The sequence below is a fragment of the Kitasatospora sp. NPDC015121 genome, from assembly GCF_055562955.1.
Genome location: NZ_JBVHEH010000023.1, coordinates 113,111 through 137,841, shown reverse-complemented (window position 1 = coordinate 137,841; position 24,731 = coordinate 113,111). Strand labels below are relative to the sequence as shown.

At 76.2% G+C, this 24,731-nt stretch carries 23 protein-coding genes and 1 pseudogene; 18 read left to right on the top strand and 6 right to left on the bottom strand.

The window, feature by feature from the left end; all coding sequences use genetic code 11:
• A pseudogene (locus ACZ3J7_RS30020) lies at nt 1–286 on the top strand (IS630 family transposase); the annotation flags it as partial.
• 5 nt (nt 287–291) lie between these two features.
• On the opposite strand, the gene ACZ3J7_RS30015 reads toward ACZ3J7_RS30020, so the two are convergent.
• From ACZ3J7_RS30015 to ACZ3J7_RS30005, 3 genes are all read right to left on the bottom strand, one after another.
• Nucleotides 292–1,515: an MBL fold metallo-hydrolase gene (locus tag ACZ3J7_RS30015; RefSeq protein WP_465626500.1), complete on the bottom strand. Its 1,224-nt coding sequence runs from the start codon at nt 1,513–1,515 to the stop codon at nt 292–294.
• A gap of 439 nt (nt 1,516–1,954) precedes the next feature.
• Nucleotides 1,955–2,416, bottom strand: a complete 462-nt coding sequence (locus ACZ3J7_RS30010) for a MaoC family dehydratase (protein WP_465626489.1) — start codon at nt 2,414–2,416, stop codon at nt 1,955–1,957.
• Between the two features lie 133 nt (nt 2,417–2,549).
• Nucleotides 2,550–3,038 carry a pyridoxamine 5'-phosphate oxidase family protein gene (locus tag ACZ3J7_RS30005; protein WP_465626487.1) on the bottom strand — a complete coding sequence of 163 codons (489 nt, stop codon included), beginning with the start codon at nt 3,036–3,038 and terminating at the stop codon, nt 2,550–2,552.
• Between the two features lie 204 nt (nt 3,039–3,242).
• On the opposite strand from ACZ3J7_RS30005, the gene ACZ3J7_RS30000 reads away from it, so the two are divergent.
• The 13 genes from ACZ3J7_RS30000 to ACZ3J7_RS29940 all read left to right on the top strand — a co-directional run bounded on the left by ACZ3J7_RS30000 (nt 3,243) and on the right by ACZ3J7_RS29940 (nt 17,440).
• Nucleotides 3,243–4,079 (top strand): hypothetical protein, encoded by an 837-nt coding sequence (locus ACZ3J7_RS30000; protein WP_465626485.1) that lies wholly within the window; start codon nt 3,243–3,245, stop codon nt 4,077–4,079.
• Between the two features lie 141 nt (nt 4,080–4,220).
• The gene (locus tag ACZ3J7_RS29995) at nt 4,221–4,841 is read left to right on the top strand and encodes a hypothetical protein (RefSeq protein ID WP_465626483.1); all 621 of its coding nucleotides are present in this window, start codon (nt 4,221–4,223) and stop codon (nt 4,839–4,841) included.
• The gene (locus tag ACZ3J7_RS29990; RefSeq protein ID WP_465626481.1) at nt 4,835–5,785 is read left to right on the top strand and encodes a hypothetical protein; all 951 of its coding nucleotides are present in this window, start codon (nt 4,835–4,837) and stop codon (nt 5,783–5,785) included. Before ACZ3J7_RS29995 ends, ACZ3J7_RS29990 begins: the two co-directional genes overlap by 7 nt.
• Before the next feature lie 103 nt (nt 5,786–5,888).
• Entirely contained in the window at nt 5,889–6,524 is a 636-nt protein-coding gene (locus ACZ3J7_RS29985) for an SAF domain-containing protein (protein WP_465626479.1), read from the top strand.
• Nucleotides 6,524–7,906, top strand: coding sequence for a CpaE-like family protein (locus tag ACZ3J7_RS29980; RefSeq protein ID WP_465626477.1), 1,383 nt, complete (start codon nt 6,524–6,526; stop codon nt 7,904–7,906). The genes ACZ3J7_RS29985 and ACZ3J7_RS29980 overlap by 1 nt, the downstream gene beginning before the upstream one ends.
• Nucleotides 7,896–9,521, top strand: a complete 1,626-nt coding sequence (locus tag ACZ3J7_RS29975; protein WP_465626475.1) for a CpaF family protein — start codon at nt 7,896–7,898, stop codon at nt 9,519–9,521. The genes ACZ3J7_RS29980 and ACZ3J7_RS29975 overlap by 11 nt, the downstream gene beginning before the upstream one ends.
• Nucleotides 9,521–10,492, top strand: coding sequence for a type II secretion system F family protein (locus ACZ3J7_RS29970; RefSeq protein ID WP_465626473.1), 972 nt, complete (start codon nt 9,521–9,523; stop codon nt 10,490–10,492). Before ACZ3J7_RS29975 ends, ACZ3J7_RS29970 begins: the two co-directional genes overlap by 1 nt.
• Nucleotides 10,489–11,376, top strand: a complete 888-nt coding sequence (locus tag ACZ3J7_RS29965; RefSeq protein ID WP_465626471.1) for a hypothetical protein — start codon at nt 10,489–10,491, stop codon at nt 11,374–11,376. Before ACZ3J7_RS29970 ends, ACZ3J7_RS29965 begins: the two co-directional genes overlap by 4 nt.
• A 143-nt stretch (nt 11,377–11,519) precedes the next feature.
• The gene (locus tag ACZ3J7_RS29960; protein ID WP_465626469.1) at nt 11,520–11,774 is read left to right on the top strand and encodes a hypothetical protein; all 255 of its coding nucleotides are present in this window, start codon (nt 11,520–11,522) and stop codon (nt 11,772–11,774) included.
• Nucleotides 11,775–11,914: 140 nt separating this feature from the next.
• Nucleotides 11,915–12,277, top strand: a complete 363-nt coding sequence (locus tag ACZ3J7_RS29955; RefSeq protein WP_465626467.1) for a TadE/TadG family type IV pilus assembly protein — start codon at nt 11,915–11,917, stop codon at nt 12,275–12,277.
• A complete protein-coding gene (locus ACZ3J7_RS29950; protein ID WP_465626465.1) occupies nt 12,274–12,720 on the top strand; it encodes a TadE/TadG family type IV pilus assembly protein in 447 nt (148 codons plus the stop codon). Before ACZ3J7_RS29955 ends, ACZ3J7_RS29950 begins: the two co-directional genes overlap by 4 nt.
• Before the next feature lie 17 nt (nt 12,721–12,737).
• Nucleotides 12,738–13,217 carry a TadE/TadG family type IV pilus assembly protein gene (locus ACZ3J7_RS29945; RefSeq protein WP_465626463.1) on the top strand — a complete coding sequence of 160 codons (480 nt, stop codon included), beginning with the start codon at nt 12,738–12,740 and terminating at the stop codon, nt 13,215–13,217.
• A complete protein-coding gene (locus tag ACZ3J7_RS29940) occupies nt 13,217–17,440 on the top strand; it encodes a LysM peptidoglycan-binding domain-containing protein (RefSeq protein WP_465626461.1) in 4,224 nt (1,407 codons plus the stop codon). Before ACZ3J7_RS29945 ends, ACZ3J7_RS29940 begins: the two co-directional genes overlap by 1 nt.
• A gap of 57 nt (nt 17,441–17,497) precedes the next feature.
• On the opposite strand, the gene ACZ3J7_RS29935 is transcribed toward ACZ3J7_RS29940, so the two are convergent.
• Together ACZ3J7_RS29935 and ACZ3J7_RS29930 are read right to left on the bottom strand one after the other, a co-directional pair.
• Complete coding sequence (locus ACZ3J7_RS29935; protein ID WP_465626459.1) at nt 17,498–17,896, bottom strand: hypothetical protein; 399 nt, start codon at nt 17,894–17,896, stop codon at nt 17,498–17,500.
• 211 nt (nt 17,897–18,107) lie between these two features.
• Entirely contained in the window at nt 18,108–18,587 is a 480-nt protein-coding gene (locus ACZ3J7_RS29930) for a VOC family protein (protein ID WP_465626457.1), read from the bottom strand.
• A 150-nt stretch (nt 18,588–18,737) separates the two neighbouring features.
• Here ACZ3J7_RS29930 and ACZ3J7_RS29925 point away from each other — a divergent pair, with 150 nt between their 5' ends.
• Entirely contained in the window at nt 18,738–19,538 is an 801-nt protein-coding gene (locus ACZ3J7_RS29925; RefSeq protein ID WP_465626455.1) for a nucleotidyltransferase domain-containing protein, read from the top strand.
• A 7-nt stretch (nt 19,539–19,545) separates the two neighbouring features.
• Here ACZ3J7_RS29925 and ACZ3J7_RS29920 read toward each other — a convergent pair whose 3' ends face one another.
• Nucleotides 19,546–20,109, bottom strand: a complete 564-nt coding sequence (locus ACZ3J7_RS29920) for a DUF4240 domain-containing protein (RefSeq protein ID WP_465626453.1) — start codon at nt 20,107–20,109, stop codon at nt 19,546–19,548.
• A 160-nt stretch (nt 20,110–20,269) separates the two neighbouring features.
• Between ACZ3J7_RS29920 and ACZ3J7_RS29915 the strand changes: the two genes are divergently transcribed.
• From ACZ3J7_RS29915 to ACZ3J7_RS29905, 3 genes are all read left to right on the top strand, one after another.
• Nucleotides 20,270–21,217: a zinc-binding dehydrogenase gene (locus tag ACZ3J7_RS29915; RefSeq protein ID WP_465626451.1), complete on the top strand. Its 948-nt coding sequence runs from the start codon at nt 20,270–20,272 to the stop codon at nt 21,215–21,217.
• Between the two features lie 62 nt (nt 21,218–21,279).
• Nucleotides 21,280–22,371 carry a S66 family peptidase gene (locus tag ACZ3J7_RS29910; RefSeq protein WP_465626449.1) on the top strand — a complete coding sequence of 364 codons (1,092 nt, stop codon included), beginning with the start codon at nt 21,280–21,282 and terminating at the stop codon, nt 22,369–22,371.
• Between the two features lie 135 nt (nt 22,372–22,506).
• The gene (locus ACZ3J7_RS29905; protein WP_465626447.1) at nt 22,507–24,666 is read left to right on the top strand and encodes an Ig-like domain repeat protein; all 2,160 of its coding nucleotides are present in this window, start codon (nt 22,507–22,509) and stop codon (nt 24,664–24,666) included.
• The last annotated feature ends 65 nt before the right edge of the window (nt 24,667–24,731 follow it).

The window sequence follows — 24,731 nt, the reverse complement described above, 5'->3', positions numbered from 1 at the left end:
CCCGGCGGTCAAGACCTGGCTGGTGGCCCACCCGCGCTTCCACCTGCACTTCACCCCGACCGGATCCTCCTGGCTGAACCTGGTCGAGCGATGGTTCGCCGAACTCACGCAGAAGAAGCTCCGCCGCGGTGTCCACCGCTCGGTCCAGGCCCTGGAGCGCGACATCCGCACCTGGCTCGCCGACTGGAACGACAACCCCAGGCCCTTCGTCTGGACCAAGACCGCCGACGAAATCCTCGACAAGGTCGCCGCTTACTGCCGACGAATCTCCGACTCAGGTCACTAGGGGCCCTAGAGCTGCGGGACCTCGCCGTCCTGGCCCGGGGACTGGTCGGCGGTCGTGGTGGGGCGGGCGTCGGCGAGGGGCGCGTCGGGGCGGGCGGGGGAGGTGCTGGCGAGGGCCGCGGGGGAGTCGGGGACGGTGGTGACGCCGTCGGGGAGGAGCAGGTCCGCGCCGGAGGGGGGCGCGGCGACGGCGCGCCACCAGAGGGTGGTGGCGGGCGGGGCGGCGGGCTCGAAGGGACGTCCGGGCCGGGGCAGCGCGAGGGTGACACCGGCCGCCTGGGCGGCGGCGACGGTGCGTTCGGCGGGCTCCTCCCACGGGTGCGGGGCGAGGTCGAAGGTGCCCCAGTGCACCGGCAGCAGCACGTCGCCGCCCAGGTCGCGGTGGGCCTGGACGGCCTCCTCGGGCGTCAGGTGGACCTCCGGCCAGTGCTCGGAGTACGCGCCGACCTGCATCATCGTCGCGTCGAACGGGCCGAGGCGGCGTCCGATGTCGGCGAACCCCGGGAAGTAGCCGCTGTCGCCGCTGTGGAAGAGCTTGTGCCGCTTGCCCTCGACCACCCAGGAGGCCCACAGGAACTTGCCGCTCGGCCGGGGCCCGCGCGAGCAGTAGTGCCGGGCCGGGGTCGCGGTCAGCCGCAGGCCGTCCAGCTCGGCGGACTCCCACCAGTCGAGGTCGACGATCCGGCGCGGCGAGACCCCCCAGTGCTCCAGGTGGGCGCCGATGCCCAGCGGGACCGCGAAGACCGCGTCGCCGGCGGCGAGCGTCCGGATCGTCGGCATGTCGAGGTGGTCGTAGTGGTCGTGGGAGATCACCACCACGTCCACCGGCCCGAGCTCGCTCAGCGGCAGCGGCACCGGGTGCAGGCGCTTGGGGCCGATCCAGTCGAACGGGGAGCAGCGCTCGCTCCACACCGGGTCGAACAGCACCCGGACGCCGTCCAGCTCGGCCAGCACGGTGGCGTGGCCCAGCCAGGTCAGCCGCAGGCCGGAGGCGGGCGCGGTGGCCAGCTCCATCGGGAGCAGCCGGTGCACGGGAACGGCCGCGGCCGGGGCACGGCGGCTCGGGTCGGCCGCGAGCTTGGTGCGCAGCAGGCCCAGCGGGGTGTGCGCGTACGCGAGGCGGCGGGTCGCCACCGGGTTGCGGAACGACCCGTCCACGAAGTGCGGCGAGTTGCGGACCCGGTGCAGGCGCCAGCCCGCGGGGTCGGCGCCGAACGTGTCGGTGCGCATCCGCTGCCAGGTCTCCCGGGGCAGTGTCCGGTACGAGCGCTTCGCGTCGCGCAGTGCGAGCCCGGCTTCGGCGGCCAGTTCGCCGGCACGGAACAGCCAGGAGACGGGGCGGGACACGGTACCTCCACGATCGAACGCCCGAACGGCGGCGCGTCGGGACGGGGCGGGACGCGGGGTGCGCTCCGCGCGGCGTCGGCGGCGGGCCGGAGGGCGGCATGGCGGCGGCGGGGGCCCCGGGCGCCGGACGGCGCACCTCGGAGCCGGACATTACCGGCGCAAAGCGGAGGAACGCGGCATTCGGCGGGCGGCGCGCCGGGCGGGTCGGCCGGGTGGCGGCACGGCCGGAGCGCGAACGGACCGCCCAGCGGTGCGGGGCGGTCCGGGGCGGTCCGTTAGCGGTGCGGGGCGGTCGGTATCGGTCGGTGCGGGGGGCGGGGGTTCAGGCGGCCGGGTAGATGCGGGTGATCGTCTCCGCGACGCAGTGCGGCTTGGCGCTCGCCTCGCTGGCGATGGTGAACCGGACCACGACCTGCACGCCGCCGCCCGCCACCTCGTCCGCCGACAGCAGCACCGCCGTCGCCCGCACCGCCGTGCCGACCGGCAGCGGGGCCGGGAAGCGGACCTTGTCCGATCCGTAGTTGAGGGCCATCGCGACGCCCTCCACGCCGTAGCACTCCTTCGCCAGCACGGGCAGCAGGGAGAGGGTGAGATAGCCGTGCGCGATCGTCCCGCCGAACGGCGTCCGCTCGGCACGCTCCGGGTCGACGTGGATCCACTGGTGGTCGCCGGTCGCCTCCGCGAACAGGTTCACCCGGTCCTGGTCGACGGTGTGCCACTCGCTGGTGCCGAGTTCGGTGCCGACCGCGGCGGTCAGGTCGGCGAGCGAGGCGAAGGTCGTCACGGTGTGCTCCACGGGTGCGTCGGGGCGGGCTCGAAGCGCGGGCGGCCCCGGGCGGGGCCGACTCGCAGAGTATGCCTACTCACCGGTCACATGTCAGTGGAGGGGTGGGCGGAGGAGGGGAGGCGGGGCGAGGTCAGGCCCGGCGGCGGCCCGGGAGCGCGGGCTCCTGGCCCTCGGCGTGCTCGGGGCCCTCGGTGTGCTCGGCGTCCTCGGCGTTCGGGAGGACGCGGCGGCCGGAGACCAGCTCCGGGGTGATCGCCACGTACTCCGGGCCCGGGTCCGGGATCCACGGGCGCAGGCCGCCGGAGCGCAGCGCGGCGCGCTCGCCCGCGTCGCGGACCACCTCGGCGCGGCCGTGCACCAGCACGCTCCAGCCGCAGCGGCCCGCCCGGTCGAAGTCGTCCACCTGGAACGCGGCCACCGTGCCGTCCAGCGCCCGGGCCACTTGGGTGCCGGTGCGCAGGGCCAGGACCAGCCGGCCGTCCGCCGCCACCCGGAAGGCCACCGGGAGCACCGCCGGAAGCGCGTGCTCGGTGTACACCACCCGCCCCAGCGGCACGGTGCCGAGCAGCCGCAGGCACTCGGCCTCGCTGAGGGTCTCCACCCGGTCGTCACGGTCCATACCGTCGATGGTGCCCCCGCCCGCACCGCCGCGAACAGGGCCCATGGTCCCTGAGCTGGGGCTCATCGGACCGATTCCGCCCCCGCGCGACACCCCTCGGCGATACCTTGGCCTCCGGCGGCGCCCCCGGCCTGCCGCACGGCCCTTCGAACGGGCCGCGCGGCAGGCCGGGGGCGGTACGGACGGGCGGAGGGGACGGTACGGGTGAGCGGTGGCATCGAACTGGTGATGATCGGCGCGGACGGCGGACCCGAACGCGCCCACGGCGGGTCGGCCCGCGCCGCGGACGGCGCCCGCACCCTGGCCGACGCCCTCCCCGGCCGCACCTTCGACGCCGGCACCCGGGGCAGCACCGTCACCCACCCCCCGGCCGACGCCGACGCCAACACCCTGCTCACCGCCGTCCGGCAGGCCGCCCAGCGCCCCGCCCGCTGGCTGGTGGTCTGCCTGGTCGGCCAACTCGTCACCGACCCGCGCGGCCGCCGGGTCGCCCTGGTCACCGCCGGCTCCACCCCCGACAACGCCTACCGGCGCGGCCTCGCCTGGGACTGGATCACCAGCGCCATGGTGCACGGCGAGCAGGAGGAGACCCTGCTGATCGTCGACGCCGTCGCCGACCGCGACACCTGGACCGCGCTGCAGCGCGAGGACGGCGCGGGCGAACTCCTCGGCCACTCGCGCGTCCCGCTGTGGGGCCGGATCGGCCGCTGGAGCGCCGGTCGGCGCGGCCGCGACGGCGTGCTCCCCGGCGCGGAGGGCTCGTTCAGCTGGGCACTCGGCCGGATCCTCGAACACGGCGTGCCCGGCGCGCCCGCCGCCGTCGGCCCGCTCGACCTCCAGCCCGCCGTGGAAGGCCAGTTGGGATGGGGAGAACCGGCCAACGCGGGTGAGGCACGGCTGCTGGTCCCACGTGACGGGGGGAGACTCCTGATGCGCAATCGGGCCGCAGTGAGAGGCGCGCTCGCCGGATTGCCGTTTTCCGATGAACTTCTGGCGGTTCTGTGGCGAGAAAGTGCCCCAACGGATCCGCCTTCCGCGTAAGGTCAGGAGGCCCGGGTGTTGCCGTGCCGGGGCGGGGTGGCGAAGAATCGACCTCCGAGCGACCTCTGAACGACACCGGGGACGGCAGACGACATCCGCGGTCCGGATCCACCACAGGTCCGGCCGCAACAAGGTGGGGCTATGCGGCAGCGCTCAATTCTGGTGCGCCCTGGGGCGGTTGGGATCAGCGGGTTGCTTCTGCCATTCCTGCTGACGGCCTGCTCGGCCGCCGGCACGGGATCCGCGGACCGACTCGGAACACCCGACGCGAGCCTCGCCCGGGCGACCTCCACGACCACCCCCGACAACGGGCCGACCGGCAGCCCCGTCCCCCACCAGGGCGTCCAGGGGCTGGAGGGGAGCGAGGCGGTGACGGCGTATCAAGGCTGGTGGGACGTCCAGGTCGACGTCCTCGGGCGATCGGATTCGGACGGAACTCCGCTCCGGCAGTACGCCACCGGCAACGCCTTCAGCGACACCGTGATCTCGCTCACCCGGCTGCACGACAACAAGCTCGTCATGATCGGTCGACCGCGCACCTCGCCGGTCGTCAAAGGCCTTGATCCGCAGGCGAATCCGCCCACCATCACGATCGGCGACTGCCTCGACGTCACCGACTGGCACCAGGCGGACGCCGTGACCAAGGAGATCAGGGATCCGCAGCAACGGCTGTCGCGTTATCCGGCGACCGCCGTGATGAAGAAATACGGAAACCGCTGGCTGATCGCCGACTTCACCCGTGAGGTGGACAAGACATGCTGAACTCCGCCTGGCGCAAAGCTATTTGTGTATTGATCGGGCTCGGATTGGCGATCACCGCCGTTCCGTCGGCGAGTGCCGACGACGGCGGCGTCATCATCGGCCCGTGTGCGGACCTCTCCATCTGCACCGGCACCCACCACCCGGGCAGCACCCCGACCGCCGGCGGCGGCGGGACGTCCGGCGGGGGCGGTGGCGGAGGCGAGATGTGCACCTGGAAGGGCAAGCAGGCGCTGTGCTGGCGGGACGACCTCGGCTGGTTCTCGGAGGGCTGCTACTACTCGCTGGTCACTCCGCAGCCCGCAGCCGGGGAAAGGTCCTGGGAGGGCCACACCAGCGAGGAGGGCTCGGTCTACCAGAAGGCCTGCGACCTCACCGGTGACCTGCTCAACTTCCAGCCCGCCGGCCAGGTCTTCCTCGCCCAGGCCCCCGGCAAGACGCCGCCCAAGACGCCGGCCCAGGTCGCCTACGAGGCCCTGGAGCGGATCACGGTCGCCCCGCCCGTCTTGCACGCCGCCCCCGGCAAGGACGCGGTGGTGGGCTCGCCGGTGTGGCTGTGGATGGACGCCGATCCCGCCACCGTCGGGCCGCTGAGCAGCGAGCTGCCGGGGCAGGGGTTCAAGGTGACCACCACCATCACGCTGGCCCAGGTGGAGTGGAGCGTGGACGACGGGCCGGCCGGGGCCAAGCAGGTGGAGACGTTTCCCTGCAAGGACGGCGGGAACCCGTTCAGCGCGACCGGGACGCCCAGTTGCAGTCACGTCTTCACCAAGAGCTCGGCCGGGATGGACGACAAGGCCTTCACCCTCGGCGTGCGGATGCTCTGGAAGGTCAGCGCGCGCAAGGACGACGGCACCCCGGTCGACGTCGGCATCGACAACTGGTGGCCGACCTACACCGACGCGGTGCTGCGGGTCCCGGTCAACGAGGTCCAGGTGCTGAACTGACCGGCCCGGCCGCCGGAGCCGGCCTGGGGCCGGCGGCCCGAGAGTTGACGTTCGAACACGAGTGACACGAGTGAGAGGCCGCAGAGCGGTGGAGAACCGAAGCATGCCGACCCCGCCGCGCCGACTCGGCGCCCGGCGGCGGCGACCCGCCGTGCTGGCGATGGCGGCGGCGCTGATCGCGGCCGGCGGGCTGGGCGGCGCCGTGCTGTACAACAGCAGCGGGCAGCGGATCGCCGTCCTCGCGCTGGCCCGGGACGTCCCGATGGGGCAGGTGATCAGCTCCGACGACCTGGTGGTCGCGCACATCGCCGGCGACCCCGCGCTGCGCCCGCTGGACGCCCAGGACCTGCAGGGCACCATCGGCCTGCGGGCCACCACCGACCTCAAGCGCGGGGCGCTGCTGGTCAAGTCCGACCTGACCAGCGACCCGGCGACCCAGGCCGGGCAGCAGATCGTCGGCGTCTACGCCAAGCGCTCCCAGCTGCCCGCCACCAGGCTGCAGCCCGGCCTGCAGATCCTGATCGTCAACGCGCCCGCCGCCGACGCCGGCGGCGGCGCGACCACCCGCACCCCCGACACGCTGACCGCCGTGGTCGCCGCCGTGGGCCGTCCCGACACCGACGGCAGCACCGTGATAGACGTCGCCGTCGGCCCCGCCGACGGGCCGAAGCTCGCGCTCTGGGTGGCCGGCGGCAAGTTCCAGGTGATCCTGGCGCCCCGAAGCAGCGGGGGCTCCTGATGTCCGTGGTGGCCGTGCTCGGCGGGCCGGGAGCGCCGGGGGCCACCAGCAGCGCCCTCGCGCTGCTGCTGTCCTGGCCGCTGCGCCCCGGCCGCCGGGTCCTGCTCGTCGAGTGCGACCCGGACGGCGGCGCGGTGCTGGCCGGCGCGCTGGAGGGCCGGGTCGAGGCCGTGTACGGGCTGCGCAACCTGGCCGTCGCCGACCGGCGCGGACTGCTCGCCGAGACGCTCTGGGAACAACTGCTCGACGTCTCCCCGCAGGGCAACGGCGAACGCCTGCTGCTGCCCGGACTCACCGACCCCGCGCAGGCCTCCGGCCTCGCCTACACCTGGGAACCCCTGGTCGAGACCCTGCGGGCGCTCGAACCGCAGGGCTACGACGTGCTGCTCGACCTGGGGCGCTCCGGCGCGAACGGGCCGATGGCGGTACTGCCCCGGCGGGCCGACGTGGTCGCCGCGACCGTCCGCACCACGCTGCGCGGACTCTCCGCCGCCCGGCCCCGGATCGCCGCGCTGCGCGAGGACCTCGACACCCACGGCACCGGCGCGGACGGTCTGGGCCTGCTGCTGGTCACCGAGGGCCCCTACCCCGAGAACGAGGTCTCCCGGCAGTTCCGGCTGCCCGTGCTCGGCGCGCTCACCCACGCGCCGCGCACCGCCCGGGTGCTCTCCGACGGCGGCGACACCACCGACCGGCGCTTCATCCGCTCCGAGCTGATGCGCACCGCGCGCAGCGCCGCCGACCGGATCCAGGAACTGGTGGCCACCCGCCGCCGACGCCTCGGCGGACCGCAGGGCGGACAGCCGCGGCCGCAACAGGCGCTGCCTCCGCAACAGCAGCCGGTGCTGCAGCAGCCGATGCAGCAGCAGCCCGTGGCGCCGCAGTTCACTCAGCAGCCACAGCCACAGCCACAGCCACAACCGCAGCCGCAGCCACCGCAGCAACAGGAACCACCGCAGCCCGTTCAGCACCAGCAGTACCAACCCCCGTTGCGGCAGGCGCCCGTGCCGCCGCAGCAGGTGCCGCCGTTCGTGGCGGGGCCGGTGGGCGGGCAGCAGCCCTACCAGCAGCAGCAACAGCCCTACCAGGCACAGCCCCCGTACCAGCAGGCGCAGCCGTACCCGCAGCAACAGCCCTATCCGCAGCCGCAGTCGGCGCAGCAGGGAGTGCAGGGGCCGTTCGCGGGAGGGCAGTTCACCGGGGAGTGGCCGGTCCGGGTCGAGGCGCCGCAGATTTCGTACGCCGCGCCGCACATAGCGCCGCCCGTGGTGCCGCAGCCGCCCGCGCCCGCGCCCTTCCCGGGGCAGGGCGGGCCGGGTGGTGCGGTGGTCGACGGCGAGGGCGGGGACGGCGGTCGGGAGGAGGGCCGGCATGCGCGCTAACCCGTACCAGGGGCCGCTGCCGCAGCAGGCGGTGAACGGGCAGGTGGGGCAGGGGGGTTCGGCCGACGCGGCCGGACTGCCGTGGGCCAAGCCGCCGTTGGGGCAGCCACAGCAGCAGCCCCACCAGCAACAGCCCTACCAACAGCAGCAGTACCAGCCGCAGCAGCAGCCGCAGGTCGGGCCGGTGGCCGCCGCGGCGGCGGTGCCGGCGCTGCCGGCGGCGGGGGCGCGGCCGGTGGTGGACACGCAGGTGGCGCGGGAGTTGAAGCGGCAGGTCGCGGCGGAGCTGCACCAGCAGCTGTCGCGGCTGTCGCAGGCGTCGGGCAGCGAGGCCGACCGGGCGACCCGGCGGCAGCGCGGGCGCGCGCTGATCGAGGAGGCGGTGGCCCGCTGGTCGGACGCGTACGCGCAGGCGCACGGCATCCCGCCGACCAGGGAGCAGGACCGGCTGCTCGCCGAGGCGGTCTACGACCTGCTGTTCCGGGCCGGCCGGCTGCAGCCCTACCTGGACGACCCGGAGATCGAGAACATCCTGATCAACGGCTGCGACGACGTGTGGGTCTCGCGGGTGAACCAACCGCTGCGCCAGGTACCGCCGGTGGCCGACACCGACGAGGAGCTCGTCGAGCTGCTCCAGGACCTGGCACGCCAGCACGGCGGCGGCGAGCGCAGCCTGTCGACCGCGAGCCCGATGCTGGCGCTGCGCCTGGAGGGCGGGATGCGCCTGCAGGCGATGACCGAGGTGACGCCCCGCCCGTACGTGGCGATCCGCCGCCACCGGGTGGCCAGTGCGACGCTCAGCGACCTGGTCCAACTCGGTACGGTCGACACCACCTTGGCGGCGTTCCTGGCGTCCGCGATCCGGGCCCGGAAGAACGTGATGATCACCGGCACGCAGGGCGTCGGCAAGACCAGCCTGCTGCGCGCGATGGCCGCCGAGATCCCGCCGGACGAGCGGGTCGGCACCCTGGAGTCGGAGTTCGAGCTCTGGCTGCACACCCTCGGCCACCTGCGGCAGGTCGTCCCGATGGAGGCCCGCGAGGGCAACGGCGAACGCGTGGACGGGCGCCTGGCGGGCGAGTTGACGATCGGCGAGCTGATTCCGGCGGCGCTGCGGATGACGCTGTCGCGGATCATCGTCGGCGAGGTGCGCTCCGCCGAGGTGGTGCCGATGCTGCGGGTGATGACCAACGGCGAGGGCGGCTCGATGTGCACCCTGCATGCCCGCGGCCCGCAGATGGTGGTCGACCGGATCGCCGAACTCTGCCTGGAGTACGGCTCGCACATGACCGACACCCTCGCGTACCGGCTCACCGCCAACGCCGTCGACTTCATCGTGCACGTCACCATGGTCGACGAGACCGCCGTCGGCGGCCGCCGGCACCGCTTCGTCTCGCACGTGCTGGAGGTGGCCGGCCTCGGCGAGTCCGGCCGGCCCGCGCTGAACACCGTCTTCGGGCCGCGCCCGGAGATCGGCGAGGTGCGGGCGGTGCCCGTCACCCCGCCGCACTGCCTGGACGACCTGCGCCGGGCCGGCTTCGACGCGGGGCTGCTCGCCTCCCCGTACGGCACCTGGGGCGCCCCGCTGGCGCTGCGGATCGGGGGGACGCGCTGATGCTGATGCTGTACGTGCTGTGCGGACTGGCCGTCGCCGGCGGGCTGGTGGCGCTGGCCGTCGGCCTGACCGGGCGGCCGGAGGACGAGGAGGAGCGCCGCAACCCGCTGGAGGGCCGGCTGCACACCCTCTGGTACGGGGCGCCCGGCACCGCCTCGCCCGGGATCGCCCGGCTGCGCCGGATCCAGCTGGTGCTGGCGCTGCTCGGCGCGCCCGGCGGCTGGCTGTTCACCCGGATCCCGCTGGTCGCGCTGCTCGTCCCGGCCGCCGTGTTCGGTCTGCCCTGGCTGTTCGACGCGACCCGCTCCGACACCCGGCGGATCGAACGGCTGGAGGCGCTCGCCGAGTGGACCCAGCGCCTCGCCGACGTGCTTCTCCTCGGCGTCGGCCTGAACCAGGCGATCATGACCAGCCGGCGCACCGCGCCCGCCGCGCTGGAGACCGAGATCACCGACCTGGCGGCCCGGCTGCAGTCCCGCTGGCGGCCGGAGGACGCGCTGCGCGCCTTCGGCGACCAGGTCGCCGACTCGACCGCCGACAAGGTGCTCGCCGCGCTCGTCCTGCGGGCCGGCGACAGCGGGCCCGGCCTGGCCCGGGCGCTCGCCGACATGGCCGACTCGGTGCGCGAGGAGGTCCGGCAGCGGCGCGCCATCGAGGCCGACCGCTCCAAGCACCGCACCACGATCCGCTGGATGGTCGGCATCATCCTGCTGGTCGTCGTGGTCGGCTCGTTCAACTCCAAGTACACCGCGCCCTACACCACCACGATCGGCCAACTCGTCCTCGGCATCGTCGCGGTGGCGTTCGTCGCGGTGATCGCCTGGATGCGCTCGCTGGCCCGGCACACCCCGCTGCCGCGCGTCCTGGAGGCCGACCGCCGCTCCAGGACCGGCAGGCTGCCCGGCCGCGAGGACGTCGCCGCCGAGGGCAGCGGCCGCGAGGACGAACCACTCGTGAAGGAGGCCAGGTGATCTCCCCCTGGGCGATCCTCGCCGGCGGCGCCGCGGCCGGCGGCGTGGCCCTGCTGTTCGCCGAACTCCGGCCCGCCCCACCGGACCTGGGCCAGGCCCTGGAACGGTTGCACCGCGTCCCCGAACCCCGCCGGGCCGAGGACGAGGAGGCCGTGCTGCCCTGGTACGACCGGGTCGGCGACCGCTCGGCCCGGCTGCCCGGGGTGCGGATCCCGCAGCAGGAACTCGCCCTGATCGGCCGCAGCCCGGCCCGGTTCATGGCGCACAAGCTGCTGTTCGCCTTCCTCGGCTTCGCCCTCCCCGGCTACCTGACCGTGATGGCCGAACTGATCGGCGACGGACTGCCGTTGGCCGTCCCGCTGCTGGTCGGACCGCTGCTGGCCGGGCTGTTCTGGTTCATCCCGGACGGCATCGTGGTCGGCGAGGCCAAGGAGGCCCGCACCGAGTACCTGCACGGCATCGCCGCGTACCTCGAACTCGTCGCGCTGGAACGGGCCGCCGACTGCGGCCCCGCCGAGGCGCTGCGCCGGGCCGCCTCGGTCGGCCGCGGCACCGTGTTCCGCCGGATCCGCGACGCGCTGGAGCGGGCCGCCACCGACCGGCTCCCGCCCTGGGACGGACTCGACGCCCTCGCCCTGGAGTTGGGCCTCACCCCGCTCCAGGACGTGGCCGACATCATGCGGATCTCCGGCGTCGACGGCGCCGCCGTCTACGACACCCTGCGGGCCCGCGCCAAGAGCCTGCGCGGCGAACTCCTCTCCGAGGAACTCGCCAAGGCCAACACCGACAGCGAACGGATGGTCGCCCCCGGCTCCGCCCTGACCCTGCTGATGACCGTCCTGATCGCCTTCCCCGCGATCTACCAGATGCTCAGCACCGACTGAACCGACCGAACCGACCGAACCGACCTGGCCGACCGAACCGGAGACCCCCCACCGCCCCGACCGAGCAGCGAACGAACAGCGCCACCCGCCCGAACCGGCACCCCGCACCGAGCCCCTCCCCTCGACGTCCTGGAGACCACACCATGGCCCGAATCCGCACCCTGGCGGCAGCCCTGCTGCCGCTGGACCTCTTCCAGCCCCTGTTCGAGTACCGGCTCGCCAAGCTGCGCCTCGCGCGCGGCAGCGGCGACCGCGGCGCGATCAGCATCGAGCTCGCGCTCGCCGTGATCCTGCTGGTCGGCATCGCCGGAGCGGTCGTCTACGCGATCACCCAGCTCGGCAACAACGTCAAGGCCAAGATCCCCAAGGACTCGCCCGTCGGGGGCACCGCGCCGTGACCCGCCGCCCGCACCGGCCAGCCACCCGGCCCGCACCGGCCGGGTGGCTGCGGCGTGCCCGCGGGGACGGGCGGCGGGCCGGGTGGCGAGCCATCCGGCAGGCCGAGCGGGGAGCCGTCCCGGGGGCCGACCGGGGGGCGATGACGCTCAGCCTCGCCATCGTCTTCCCGGCCGTGCTGTTCGTGATCCTCCTGGTGGTGCAGGCCGGCCTGTGGTGGTACGCCGAACAGGCCGCGCTGGCGGCCGCCCGGGAGGGCGTCGAAGCCGGCCGGGTGAACGGCGCGCCGGCCGGTGCGGGCGAGCAGCGGGCCGCCGAATTCGTCGACCGGCTCGGCCGGTTGGTGACGCTGCAGCAGCCGCCGAGGCAGACCGGCGGCGACCCGGACCTGTACCAGCTGTCGGTCACCGTCAAGCCGCTCACCCTGGTGCCGTTCGCCGATCCGACGATCACCAAGACGGCCGGCGCGCCCCGGGAGAAGTTCGTCCCGCCGGGGGCACCGTGACCGGCGGCGCGGTCGACTCCCGCCGCCGGGACCGGGGTTCGTTCGCGATCGAAGCGGCGATCCTGGTGCCGGTGATCCTGAGCTTCGCCCTGATGGCGGTCGCCGCCGGACGGGTGCAGACCACCGGCGCGGTGGTCGACGCCGCGGCCCGGGCCGGCGCCCGGGCCGCCTCGCTGGCCCGCACCCCCGACGGGGCGAAGCAGGAGGCCGCCGCCGCCGTCAAGCAGGCGCTGACCTTCCGCCAGGTGGAGTGCGCGACCGAGCCGACCGGGGAGCCGGAGTACGGCACCCTGAACACCGCGGGCGGCGTGCTGCGGACCGTCACCGTCCGGGTGTCGTGCACCGTGCCGCTGGCCGACCTGCTGGGCCTGGACGGCGTGCCCGGCAGCAAGACGATCACCGGCACGTTCACTTCTGTGCTTGACCGCTACCGGGGAAACTGAGAGGACGCCAACACACCGTGGGGGGAGGGGACGTGGACGAAGGAGGCGCCGAGGCGCCCGCGCGAGGCGTGAACGGGCCGGACCGGGGCAGCATCTCGGTCATGGTCGCCATCACCGCCGTCAGCCTGGTCGCCGTGGTCGGCCTGGTGCTCGACTTCGGCGGCCAACTGCGCTCCACCGAACGGGCCGACGCGCTCGCCCAGGAGGCCGCCCGGGTGGCCGGCCAGCAGCTCGACATCACCAAGCTGCGGGCCGGCGGCGGCTACCAGGTCGACCCGGAGCAGGCGGTCTCCGCCGGTCGGGCCTACCTCGCCTCCCAACACGTCTCCGGGAGCGTCGACTTCCCCAAGTACCCCGACTTGAGCGAGATCAGCGTCACCGTCGACACCACCTACCCGACCGCGCTGCTCGGCGTGGTCGGCATCACCTCACTCTCCGTGCAGGGCCACGGCAAGGCCACCCTGCTGCACGGCATCACGGAAGGGACGACCGGCTGATGGCCGCGCGCGGAGCCGACGACCAGCACCGCAAGGGCCGCCGAGCGCGGCAGCCCGAGCCCACCGCCGGCACCGGCACCCCTGCCGGCACCGCCCGCGGCGGACGGCGCCCCGCGCCGCCCCTCGCCGGGCGGGGCAGGCGGCGGGGCACCGGAGGCTCGGTGCTCGCCGCGTTCGGCGCGCTGCTGGCCCTCGTCCTGCTGCTGGCCGGGGTGCCCGCGCTGCTCGGGTACGGCACCCTCGCCGTCGCCGCGATGGGCGACCCCGTCCACGGCGACCTGCTCGCCGCGCTCACCAGCCCCGACGACGGCAGCCTGTTCCTGTGGCTGCTGGTCGGCATCGGCTGGCTCGGCTGGCTGTGCTTCCTGGTCTCCGTGCTGGTCGAGATCCCCGCCCAGCTGCGCGGCCGGGTCGCCCGCCGGATCCCCGCGTTCGGCTGGAGCCAGCGGATCGCGGCCGGCCTGGTCGGCTCCGTGCTCGCCCTGCTCCCGGTCGCCGGATCGGCCTTCGCCGCCACCCCCGAGATCGCCCAACGTCCTGCCGCCGTCGCCCAGTTGCAGGCCGCCCCGGCCTACGCCGCGCTGCCCGCGGGCGCCCCCGCGGCCGCGCCCGCCGCCGACCCGCAGCAGCCCGTCTACACCGTCCGCGACGCCCGTCCCGCCGACAGCCTGTGGTCCATCGCCGAACGCCAACTCGGCTCCGGCGAACGGTGGACCGAGATCGCCAAGCTCAACGCGGGCCGCCCGATGGGCGATTCGGGCATCCGCTTCGACGCCGACCGGCCGATCCAGCCCGGCTGGCAGCTGCTGATGCCCGCCGACGCCAAGCCCGACACGAACGCCCCGGCCCCCCCGACCGGCACCACCCCGCCCGCGCTGCCCGCCGGGACGTCCGCGCAGTCCGGCCCGCCCGCCCACGCCAGCGTCACCGTGCACTCCGGCGACTCGCTCTCCTCCATCGCCCAGCGGGAGTTGGGCGACGGCGACCGCTGGCCCGAACTCTTCGAGGCCAACAAGGGCGCCACCGCCCCCGACGGCGAACGGCTCACCGACCCGGACGTGCTCGCCCCCGGCACGGTGCTCACCGTGCCCGGCGCCGCCCAGGCCCCGGCCCCGACTCCGGAGCCGCCCGCGCCGCCGATCGAGACCCCGACACCGCCGCCGACGACGGCCGAGACGCCCGCGCCGACGGCCGCCCCCGAGGCGACGGCCACCCCCGCGCCCGGGCAGACCCCCGCGCCCGGGCAGAGCCCCGCCGTCCAGTCGCCCGCGCCGCAGGACTCCGCGTCCGCCGCGAACCTGCCCGCCGTCCGCGAGCAGCACACCGCCGCGACCGGCAACGGCGACTACACGGTGGCGCTGGCGGCCTCCGGCGTCGGCGTGCTGATGGCCGCCGCGCTGATCGCCCTGGTCTCCCGCCGCCGCACCGACCAGCAGCGGGCCCGCCGCCCCCGGCACCGGATCGCGCTGCCCCCGGCCGCCGCCGGCCGGCTGGAGGCCGAGCTGAAGGTCCGGCAGGACGAGCACGGCCTGGAACTGCTCGACCGGGCGCTGCGCACCCTGGGCCGCAACGTCGTCCGCGGCGAGAAGCGGCTGCCCGCGCTGGTCGCCGTCCGGCTCACCACCGCGGGCACCGTCGAGCTGCACCTGGCCGCGCCGGCCGTGCCGGTCGCCCCGTTCCGGGCCGCGCACGCCCCCAACGTGTGGTGGTGCCCGACCGACTCCACCGAACTGCTCTCCGCCGCGCAGGCCGCCAAGCACGCCGCGCCCTACCCGGCGCTGGTCACCCTGGGCGCCACCCCGGACGGTTCGACCGTCCTCGCCGACCTGGAGACCGTCCGGCTGGTGCACCTCTCCGGGCACCCCGACGACGCCGAGGACGTGCTGCGCAGCCTGGCCGTCGAGCTCGCCCACAGCCCGCTCGCCGACCGCCTGCACCTGCACCTGGTCGGCATCGCCACCGACCTGCCCACCGCCGGCCCCGCCGCCGACCGGGTGCACCACCACCCCACCCTGGAGGCCGCGCTGGCCGCCCTCGGCCCGCGCACCGCCAAGGCCCGCGCCACCCTGATCGGCGCCAACGTCGGCAGCCCCCGCGAGGCCCGCAGCCGGGGCAGCGCGGACGAGGCGTGGCTGCCGGAGATCGTGCTCTCCGCGCAGCCCCCGGCCGGCAACGTCCCCGCCGAGCTCGGGCGCCTGCTCGACGGCCGCCCGCGCACCTGCCTGGCCGTCCTCACCCGCGCCCCCGAGCGCGGCGCCGGCCCGGTCGCCCGCTGGACCCTCCCCGCGACCGGCCACGCCGCGCTGCCCGGCCTGCACCTCAGCGTCGAACTCCAGCGCCTGAACCGGGAACAGTACGACCGGATCGGCGAACTCGTCCGCTCCTCCGGTGACTTCACCCAGCACCCGGCCCCCGAGTGGACCCTCGACGGGCCGCACAACGGCCCCGAGGAGGACGAGGAAGTCCCGCTGCCCGTCCCCGCGCTGGCCGCCGTCGGCGCCGCGATCGGAGCCGTGCCCGCACCGTTCGGCACCGACGTGCCGAGCCTCGGCCTGAGCGACGCCGAGACCCGCCTCGACGGCACCCTGGACGCCCGGCTGATCGCCCTGCTCGGCGGCCCGACCGGGCCGGAGGCCACGGCAGCCGGCTCCGGGGCCGGGGCCGGGACGGCGGTCGCGACGGTCGCGGCGGCCACCGACGCGCCCGCGAGGACCAGCCTCGACAAGCCGGCCGGCGGCGCGGGCGGCGGCGCCGCCGGTACGGGCGGAGCGGGTGGGACGGGTGGCGGCGACGCGGCCGGGCCCCGGCTGCTGGCCCGGGTGGTGCCCACCGGCAGCAGCCCGTTCGCCGGACTCGTCCCGACCGCGCCGACCAACCCGTACGCGGTCGTCCCGGTAGTGCCCGTCCAGCCCGCCGCGGCCGCCGCGCCCCCCGTGCCCCCCGCGCCCGCGGCCGGTGCGGAGGGTGCCCCCGTGGTCGAGGGCGCCCCCGCCGAGCCGCGGCACGCCGCGAACGGGCAGGCCCGCAAGGTCACCACCCCGCCGCACGGCACGCCCGTCGACCCCCGGATCGCCGCCGCCCTGCCCGCCGTGCCCGCCCAGCCGCCGGCGCCGCCGCAGGACGGACCGCCGCCGGTGGCACCCGAGTCCGCGCCGGAGCCGGCCGCCGAACCGGTGGCGGAAACGGCGGTGGAGGCGGAGGCCGTCGCGGACGGCGGCACCCGGTCCTTCGAACTGGCCGCGCCCGCACCCGTCGAGCCGCCGGTCGAGCCGCCGGTCGAGCAGCCCGTCGCACCGGCGGGGCCACCCGCGGTGCCCGAGCCGCTGCCCGTCCACGACCAGGCGGCCGCGCCCGACCCGCGCTCCCCGGCCCGGCCGTCCGCCCGGCCCGGGAGCGGTCCGGCCCGCACCGACAGCGACGACCTGCTGGCGATCCTGCGCTCCCCGGAGGCCCACCACCTGCGTTCCGCGCCGCGGATCCGGGTGCTCGGGCCGGTCGACGTGCTCGGCGCGGCCGGCAGCGTCGACCCGGCGGGCCGTCCCCGGCTGACCGAGCTCGCCGCGTACCTGGCGCTGCGCCCCGGCACCGAGCACACCGCGATCGACCGCGACATCCACCCGGGTGCCGCGCACCTCGACCCGCGGGCCACCGCCGAGCGGATCGCCGACCCGCTGCCCGTCAAACTCGCCGCGCTGGCGGGCTGGTTGGGCATCTCGCCGGAGGGCCGCGGCTACCTCGGCGCGGTGCCCGCCGACACGTACGCGCTGGCGCCGACGGTCAGTTGCGACTGGGACGAGTTCCGCAGCCTGTACCGGCGCGGCATGCGCTCCACCTCCACCACCGCCGACGCGGCCCTCGCGCACGCCCTCGCCCTCGTCCGGGGCGCGCCGTTCGCGGAGGCCCCGGCCGGCACCTACGGCTGGGCGGAGGCCGAACGGCAGGACATGCTGGCCGCGATCGTCGACACCGCCCACGAACTCGCCGCCCGCCGCCTCCAGTACGGCGACCACCGCACCGCCGAGGCCGCGATCTTCCGTGCCCTCGCGGTCGCCCCGGAGGTCGAACTCCTGCACCGCGACCTGTTCTACGCCTACGCCTCGGCCGGCGCCCGCGACCAGCTCGTCCGCTCGGTCAACCGCCTCGACGCGCTCAGCCGCCGCACCGGCCGCGACCTCGACCCGGACACCGTCGCCCTGCTCCGCGACCTGCTCACCGGCAGCTGAGGGGGAGCGGGCCGCGTGGTGGGCCGACCGCCGCCGTCCCGTCCGGGGCGGCGGCGGTCAGCTGCCGCGCAGGCGGCGGCGCCACCAGGCCGCCGCGTGCCAGGGGCTGATCGAGGCGGCGTGCGGGTCGGGCAGCGTGCGGCGGAGGAACTCGGCGTCGAGCCGGTCCACGACCGCGCGCAGCGGGCCTCGCGCGGCGGCGGGCAGCCGGCGGAGCGCCAGGTCGAGGGTGTCGCGCGCTTCGAGCGGATCGCAGCAGGGGCAGTCGGCCCCGGAGACGTACAGGTACCGGCCGGGCCGCCGGAGGAACCCCTCGTACGCGTGCAGGGCGTCGGCGACCGCGCCCGGCCACAGGCGCGCGGCCTCCCACCGGTGGACGGCCGCGACGGTGCGCGCGGGCAGCCCCTGAAGCCGGCGGACGGGACGGGACGGAGCGCGTCGCGGTACGGCGCGCACGGCACCGGGCGGCCTACGCGCCACGGGCCTTTCGGAGGTCGGTCACCCGCCCCATGCTGCCAGCCCGGACGCCACCCGTCAGCCGGTTTTCCGCCGCCGCGCTGCCGCCGCGCTGCCGCCGCGCTGCCGCCGCGCCGGGGCAGTGCCGGGGCCGTGCCGCTGCCGGGAGTCGTCCCCGCCGGTCCGCCCGTCCCGGCCCGGTCGGCGGCGGTCAGGCGGCGTCGGCGGCGGCTTCCAGGGCGGCGACGTCGAGCTTGCCCATTCGCAGCATCGCGGCCATGGCCCGGCGGGCGCGTTCCGGGTCCGGGTCGGCGAGCAGTTCGGTCATCCGGCGCGGCACGATCTGCCAGGACAGGCCGTAGCGGTCCTTCAGCCAGCCGCACGGGCCCGGCGCGCCGCCGTCGGCGGTCAGCAGGTCCCAGTAGCGGTCCACCTCGGCCTGGTCGGCGCAGTCCACCTGGAGCGAGACCGCCTCGTTGAAGGTGAACTCCGGGCCGCCGTTCAGCGCCAGGAACTCCTGCCCGAACAGTTCGAAGGACACCAGCATCACACTCCCGGGCACGCCCGGCCCCGCCTCCGAGTAGCGCTGCACGTCGGTGATCCGCCCGTACTCGAACACCGAGGTGTAGAACTCGGCGGCCTGCTCGGCCTGGTCGTCGAACCACAGGAAGGTGGTGATCTTCTGTGCCATCGGGAGGCTCCTCCGTCTCCGCACGGTCACCCGGCCGGGCGGCCGGACCCCTCCGACGTTAGGACGCGCGCGGCGGATCGCGGCGCAGGCGCGTCCGACCGTCAGCCGGGTGCGGGGCGGGTGCGGGGCGGTCGTGTCAGGATGGGCGGCATGACCCTCCCCGAGTCGGGACTCCCGTCCGAGGCGGCGCCGGAAGCCGAGGACGCCGCCCAGAACGCCCTGGCCGCACCGCTGTTGGCGCTCTTCGCGGCCCGGCTGACGGCGGCCGTGCCGGTGGACGCGCTGTGGGCGCACGGTTCGCTGGCGCACGGCGACTACCGGCACGGCCGCAGCGACCTCGACCTGGTCGCCGTCCTCCCGGCCGCCCCCGACGGGCGGGTGCGGGAGCGACTGGCCGCGCTGCACCGGGAGTTGATCGCGGAGCAGCCGGACGCGGCGCGGCTGCACTGCGCGTACGTGCCGCGCACGGAGCTGGCCGACGCGGCCGTCGCGCACTTCGCGTTCGCCCAGGAGGAGCCGATGGAGCGCCCGGTCACGGCCGTCACCCGGCGCGAACTACTGGACGGGGGACGGGTGTTGGCGGGCGAGGCGCCGGGCGCGCTGCTGCCGCCGGTCGACGACGCGGAACTGCGCGCCCACATCCGGGCCGACCTGCGCGAGTTCTGGTACCCCGTCACCGCGCGGCCCGACCCGTGGCGGCGCGACATCTGGGTCGACCACGGCCCGGTGACCGCCGTCCGCGCCACCGTCGCGCTGCGCGAGGGCCGACTGATCGGCAAGCGCGAGGCGATCGCCCGCCTCCCGGCGCTGGGCGCGCCGCCCGGCCTGGCCGAGGACATCGCGGCCCGCCGCTACGGCGTCCCGCCCGTCCTCACCCCCGAGGCCCGGGAGGAACGCGCCGAGCGGGCCCGGCTGTTCACCCGGGAGCTGATCGAACGGGCGCTGCGCTGACGTCCGGTCAGGTGGCGTCGGCGAACAGCGCGGTGAGGCGGGGGAGCCGGGCGGCGGACTGCTCCGGCGTCCAGTCCGGGTCGGCGAACTCGGCGTTGCACGGGCTGTCGTGGCCGACCGCCGCCATCGCCTCCTCCAGTGCGTCCTCCTCGCCGGTGCGGCGCTCGTACGCCTCCTGGGCGCAGTAGTCCACCGACTCCCAGTCCGGGAAGTCGTGGTCCTCCCAGTGCTCGTACGGGAGGGCGGCCAGGCGGCGGAAGGCCGGGTGGTCGGCGAGCGCGTCCGGGTCGTGGACGGCCAGGTGGTGGGCGGCCCGGCCGAGGCCGACCAGCCAGGCGTGGAAGTACCACAGGCCGTCGTCGCTGACCCGGCCGCGCAGGACGAGCTCCGCCACCGCCAGGGTGCCCGGGGTGTCCAGCGGGGCGCGGGCCTCGTCCAGGCGCAGCTGGAAGTCCAGGACCTCGGGGAGCGGCAACTCGGCGAGCCGGTCGGTCAGCCGCTCGGCCCGCGCGCAGGGCGGGTCGTCCGCCGCGCTCGACTCCACCAGGGCCCAGAATCCGTCCATGTCCATGGGCGTGATCCTCGCATCTACCGGTGACACGTCACGGATGGGTCGGTGACACGACACCGACCCGACCGGTGTCGTGTCACGGGCTTGACCTCAAGCGGGCTTGAGGTCGCAGGATGGCCGGCGGGCCGGAACGGCCGGTCCGGGAGCGGGTGGAGACGTGATGCGCGCGGTGTGGTTGCGGGAGTTCGGCGGGCCCGAGGTGCTGGTGCCGGGGGTCGCGCCCGATCCGGTGCCGGGGGAGGGGCAGGTGCTGATCGACGTCGCGCACGCCAACCTGACCTTCGTCGAGACCCAGTTCCGGGCCGACGGCAGCGGACCGTTCCCCGGGCGCCCGCCGATGATCCTCGGGAACGGGGTCGGCGGCACCGTCACCGCGCTCGGCCCCGGCACCGATCCCGGCTGGCTCGGACGGCGGGTGGTCTCCTCCACCGGGGGGAGCGGCGGGTACGCCGAACTCGCCGCCGTCCCGGCCGAGGGCCTGTACCCCGTCCCCGACGGCCTCCCGCTGGACGCCGCCACCGCCCTGCTCGCCGACGGCCGCACCGCCCGGCTCCTGCTGGAGACCGCCGTGCCCGCACCCGGCGAACGCGTCCTGGTGACCGCGGCCGCCGGCGGGGTCGGCACGCTGCTGGTCCAACTCGCCACCGCCGCCGGCGCCCACGTCGTCGCCGCCGCCGGCGGCCCCCGCAAGCTCGCCCTCGCCGCCGAACTCGGCGCCGCCGAGACCGTGGACTACCTGCGGCCCGACTGGACCGCCGGCACCGCCCCCGTCGACCTCGTCCTCGACGGTGTCGGCGGCACCCCCGGCCGCGCCGCCGCCGACCTGCTCCGCGACGGCGGCCGCCTGATCAACCACGGCCTGGCCGGCGGAAGCCGGACCGACCTCCCGGCCGCCGAGGCCGCCGCCCGGGCCCTCACCGTCCTCGCCCTGCGCCCCACCCCCGCGCGCGTCCGCGCCGCCACCGAGTACGTCCTCGCCGAGGCCGCCGCGCACCGGCTGCGCCCGGTCATCGGCCGCCGCTTCCCGCTCGAACGCGCCGCCGACGCGCACCGCGCCGTCGAGGCCCGCGACACCCTCGGCAAGACCCTGCTGGACGTCGACGGCTGAGGCCGAGGAGCCCGGCGGAAACCCGGTCGTGTGCGGCGGGCCCGCGCCGCTAGCATCCCGGCATGTCAGAGCAGCCCGCGCATCAGCCCCCGCACCAGCCCGCGCACCGGCAGGCCCGCCGTCCGGCGTACCCGCCCAGGCCCCGGCCCGGCGACCGGATCGCGATCGTCTCGCCCGGCTTCGCCGGTCCGGGGGCCTTCCCGCTCCCGTACGAGCTCGGACTGCGCCGCCTGCGCGAGGAGTTCGGGCTCGAACCCGTCGAGTACCCGACCACCCGCAAGCTCGGCGCCACCCCCGCCGAACGCGCCGCCGACCTGCACGCCGCGTTCGCCGACCCCACGGTCACCGCCGTGATGGCCAGCATCGGCGGCGACGACCAGATCACCGTCGTCCCGCACCTCGACGCCGAACTGATCCGCGCCAACCCCAAGCCGTACTTCGGCTTCAGCGACAACACCAACCTGCTGGACTTCCTGTACCGCCAGGGCGTCGTCTCCTACCACGGCGCCGCCCTGATGACCCAGCTCGGCCGGCCCGTCGCCGTCCACCCGCTCACCGCCGCCTCGCTGCGCGCCGCGCTCTTCGACGGCGGCGGGTACGAACTCACCGCCGCCACCGACACCGGCACCGTCAACGGCCGCTGGGAGGACCCGGCCACCTTCACCCGCGAACCCGCCACCGAACCCGCCACCGGCTGGCACTGGCACCGCCCAGACCGCGTCGTCGAGGGCACCAGCTGGGGCGGCAACCTGGAGATCCTGCACTGGATGGCCGCCGCCGACCGGCTGCTCCCCGCCGAGGCGTACGCCGGCGGCGTGCTGCTGCTCGAAACCTCCGAGGAACTGCCCGACGCCACCGAGGTGTTCCGCATCCTGCGCAACCTCGGCGAACGCGGCCTGCTGCGGCAGTTCCCGGCCGTCCTGGTGGCCCGCGCGATGGCCTGGAGCTTCGAGCACCCCCACGACGCCGCCGCCCGCGCCCACTACCGCGCCGAACAGCGCGCCGCGGTCCTCCGCGCGCTGGCGGCCTACGCCCCCGAGGCGACCGCCGTCTTCGACGTCGACTTCGGCCACACCGAACCGCAGCTCGTCGTCCCTTACGGCGGCCGCGTCCGGGTCGACGGCCCGGCCCGCCGGATCACCGTCACCTACTGACGGCCTCCCCGGCGCCGCCCGCCGCCCCCGACTGCCCGGGCGGAGCGCCCCGGCGGAGCGCCCCGGCGGGCGGGTGACACGCCGTCAGGACGGTTCGTCCGTAAGCGGAGCGTCGTCATCCGCCTACCCTGGGGCATGCGCAACTCCGCACGTCCGACCAGGGCGGCGCTCGCCGTCGCCGCCGCCACCGCCTGGACGGTCCTCCCGCAGCCCGCGTTCGCGGCGGAGGTCGGGGACTGGGCGGCGCTCAGCGGGGCGTTCGCGAACCCGACGGGGGTCGGGGGACAGGTGCGGCTCGGGGCGGACGTCGCCCAGGGCGCGGCCGTCGACCTGCGGCTCGCCGCCGGGAGCGCGCTCACCCTCGACCTGGACGGGCACCGGCTCGACGCCGTCAGCGTCAAGCTCGGCGCGGGCAGCACCCTCACCGTCACCGACACCGCCGCCACCCCCGGGCGCCTCACCGCCGCCTCGCCGCGTTCGGACGGTGCGGCCATCGCCACCGGCGGCGCCACCCTGGTCGTCCGGGGCCGGGCGGTCGTCGACGCCTCCGCCACCTACAACCAGGCGGCCGGGATCGGCGGCGACCAGGACCACCCCGGCGGCGGCACCGTCCTGATCACCGACCGCGCCCGGGTCACCGCCACCGGCGGCCCGTTCGCCGCCGGGATCGGCGGCGGCGACCGCGGTGACGGCGGCAGCACGACCATCTCCGGGGACGCCGTCGTCACCGCGAAGGCCACCGACGGCGCGGGCATCGGCGGCGGCGACTACCGCCCCGGCGGCACCGTCCGGATCACCGGCAACGCCACCGTCACCGCCACCAGCGAGGCCGGCGCGGGCATCGGCGGCGGCTACTGGGGCGGTGACGGCGGCGACGTCACCATCGACGGCGCCGCCACCGTCACCGCCACCAGCACCGAACGCGGCGCGGGCATCGGCGGCGGCCAGGCCGCGCTCACCACCCCGCCCACGGGCGGCAACGGCGGCACCGTCCTGATCGCCGGCACCGCGCGCGTCACCGCCACCGGCTCCCCCATCGGCGCGGGCATCGGCGGCGGAGCCAGTGCCTCGGGCGGCTCGCTGACCGTCCGCGACAATCCCGTCGTCACCGCCACCAGCGCCGGGCGCGGCGCGGGCGTCGGCGGCGGCCACCGCGGCACGGGCGGCGCCGTCGTGCTGGACGGCGGCACCGTCACCGCCGCCAACCAGGCCGCGTACGACTCCTCCGCCGTCGGCCAGGGCGCGGCGGGCGGCGGCTTCGGCTCGCTGGCCGTCCACGCCCCCGCCGTGCTGGTCGTCCCGCCCGGCGCGGCGCTGCGCGTCCCGCCCGGCGTCACCGTCACCGGCGACGGCTCCCTGCACAGCGGCGGCAGCGGCAGTGGCGACAGCGGCGGCGGCGACGGCGGCGGCGGTGCGCTGCGGGCCGGGAGGGCCGAGGGGGCCGGGGACGGGCTGGTGGTCAACCAGGGGGCGGTCCAACTGCCCACCGCGGGCGTCCAGTGGGAGCGGCTGGGCGTGCTGCCGAACAACTTCCTGGTCACCTTCGACGCCAACGGCGGCACCCCCACCGAGGCCGTCCGGGTGTTCGCCACCTCCTTCGCCGCCGGGGCCCGCACCGTCCCCGACCCGCCGACCCGGGCCGGCTTCGCCTTCACCGGCTGGAACACCGCCGCCGACGGCAGCGGCACGTCCGGCGGGATCGGCCCCGACACCCCGCTGAGCGCCGACCGCACCCTCTACGCCCAGTGGATCGCCGACACCAGCACCGCCCTCACCCCGCGCGGCACCCCCGAGGAGGGCGTCGACCTCCCCGTCGACCTGCGCGTCACCGCCGCCGACCCGTCCGCCGGCACCCCGCCCGGCACGGTCACCCTGTACGTCGACGGCGCCCCCGTCGGCACCGCCGCCCTGGACGCGGACGGGCGCGCCGTCCTGACCTACCGGCAGCCGACGGCGGGCCCGCACGTGCTGCACGCCGAGTACGCCCCGGCCACGGGCGAGTGGCGCGCCTCGCGCAGCCCGGACGTGCCGATCGAGGTGGCAAGTCCGTCGCCGGAGCCGTCCCCGGAGCCCTCCCCTTCGCCGAGCCCCGAGCCGGGGCCGGAGCCGGGGCCGGAGCCGACGCCTTCACCGGCGGCCGAACCGACACCCTCGCCGGGCCGTCCCGGCGGGCGGCTGCCGGCGACCGGGGCGGGCGGGCTCGGGCCGGTCGCCGCCGGGGCGGGGCTGGGGCTGGCGGTCGGCGGCGGAGTGCTGCTGTTCGCGCGCAACCGCCTGCGGCGGGGCGGCCGTTGAGCGCGGCCGGTGGCCTCCGGAGCCGGTAGCGGACCACCAGGACGTCGCCCGCGACCAGGGCGCGG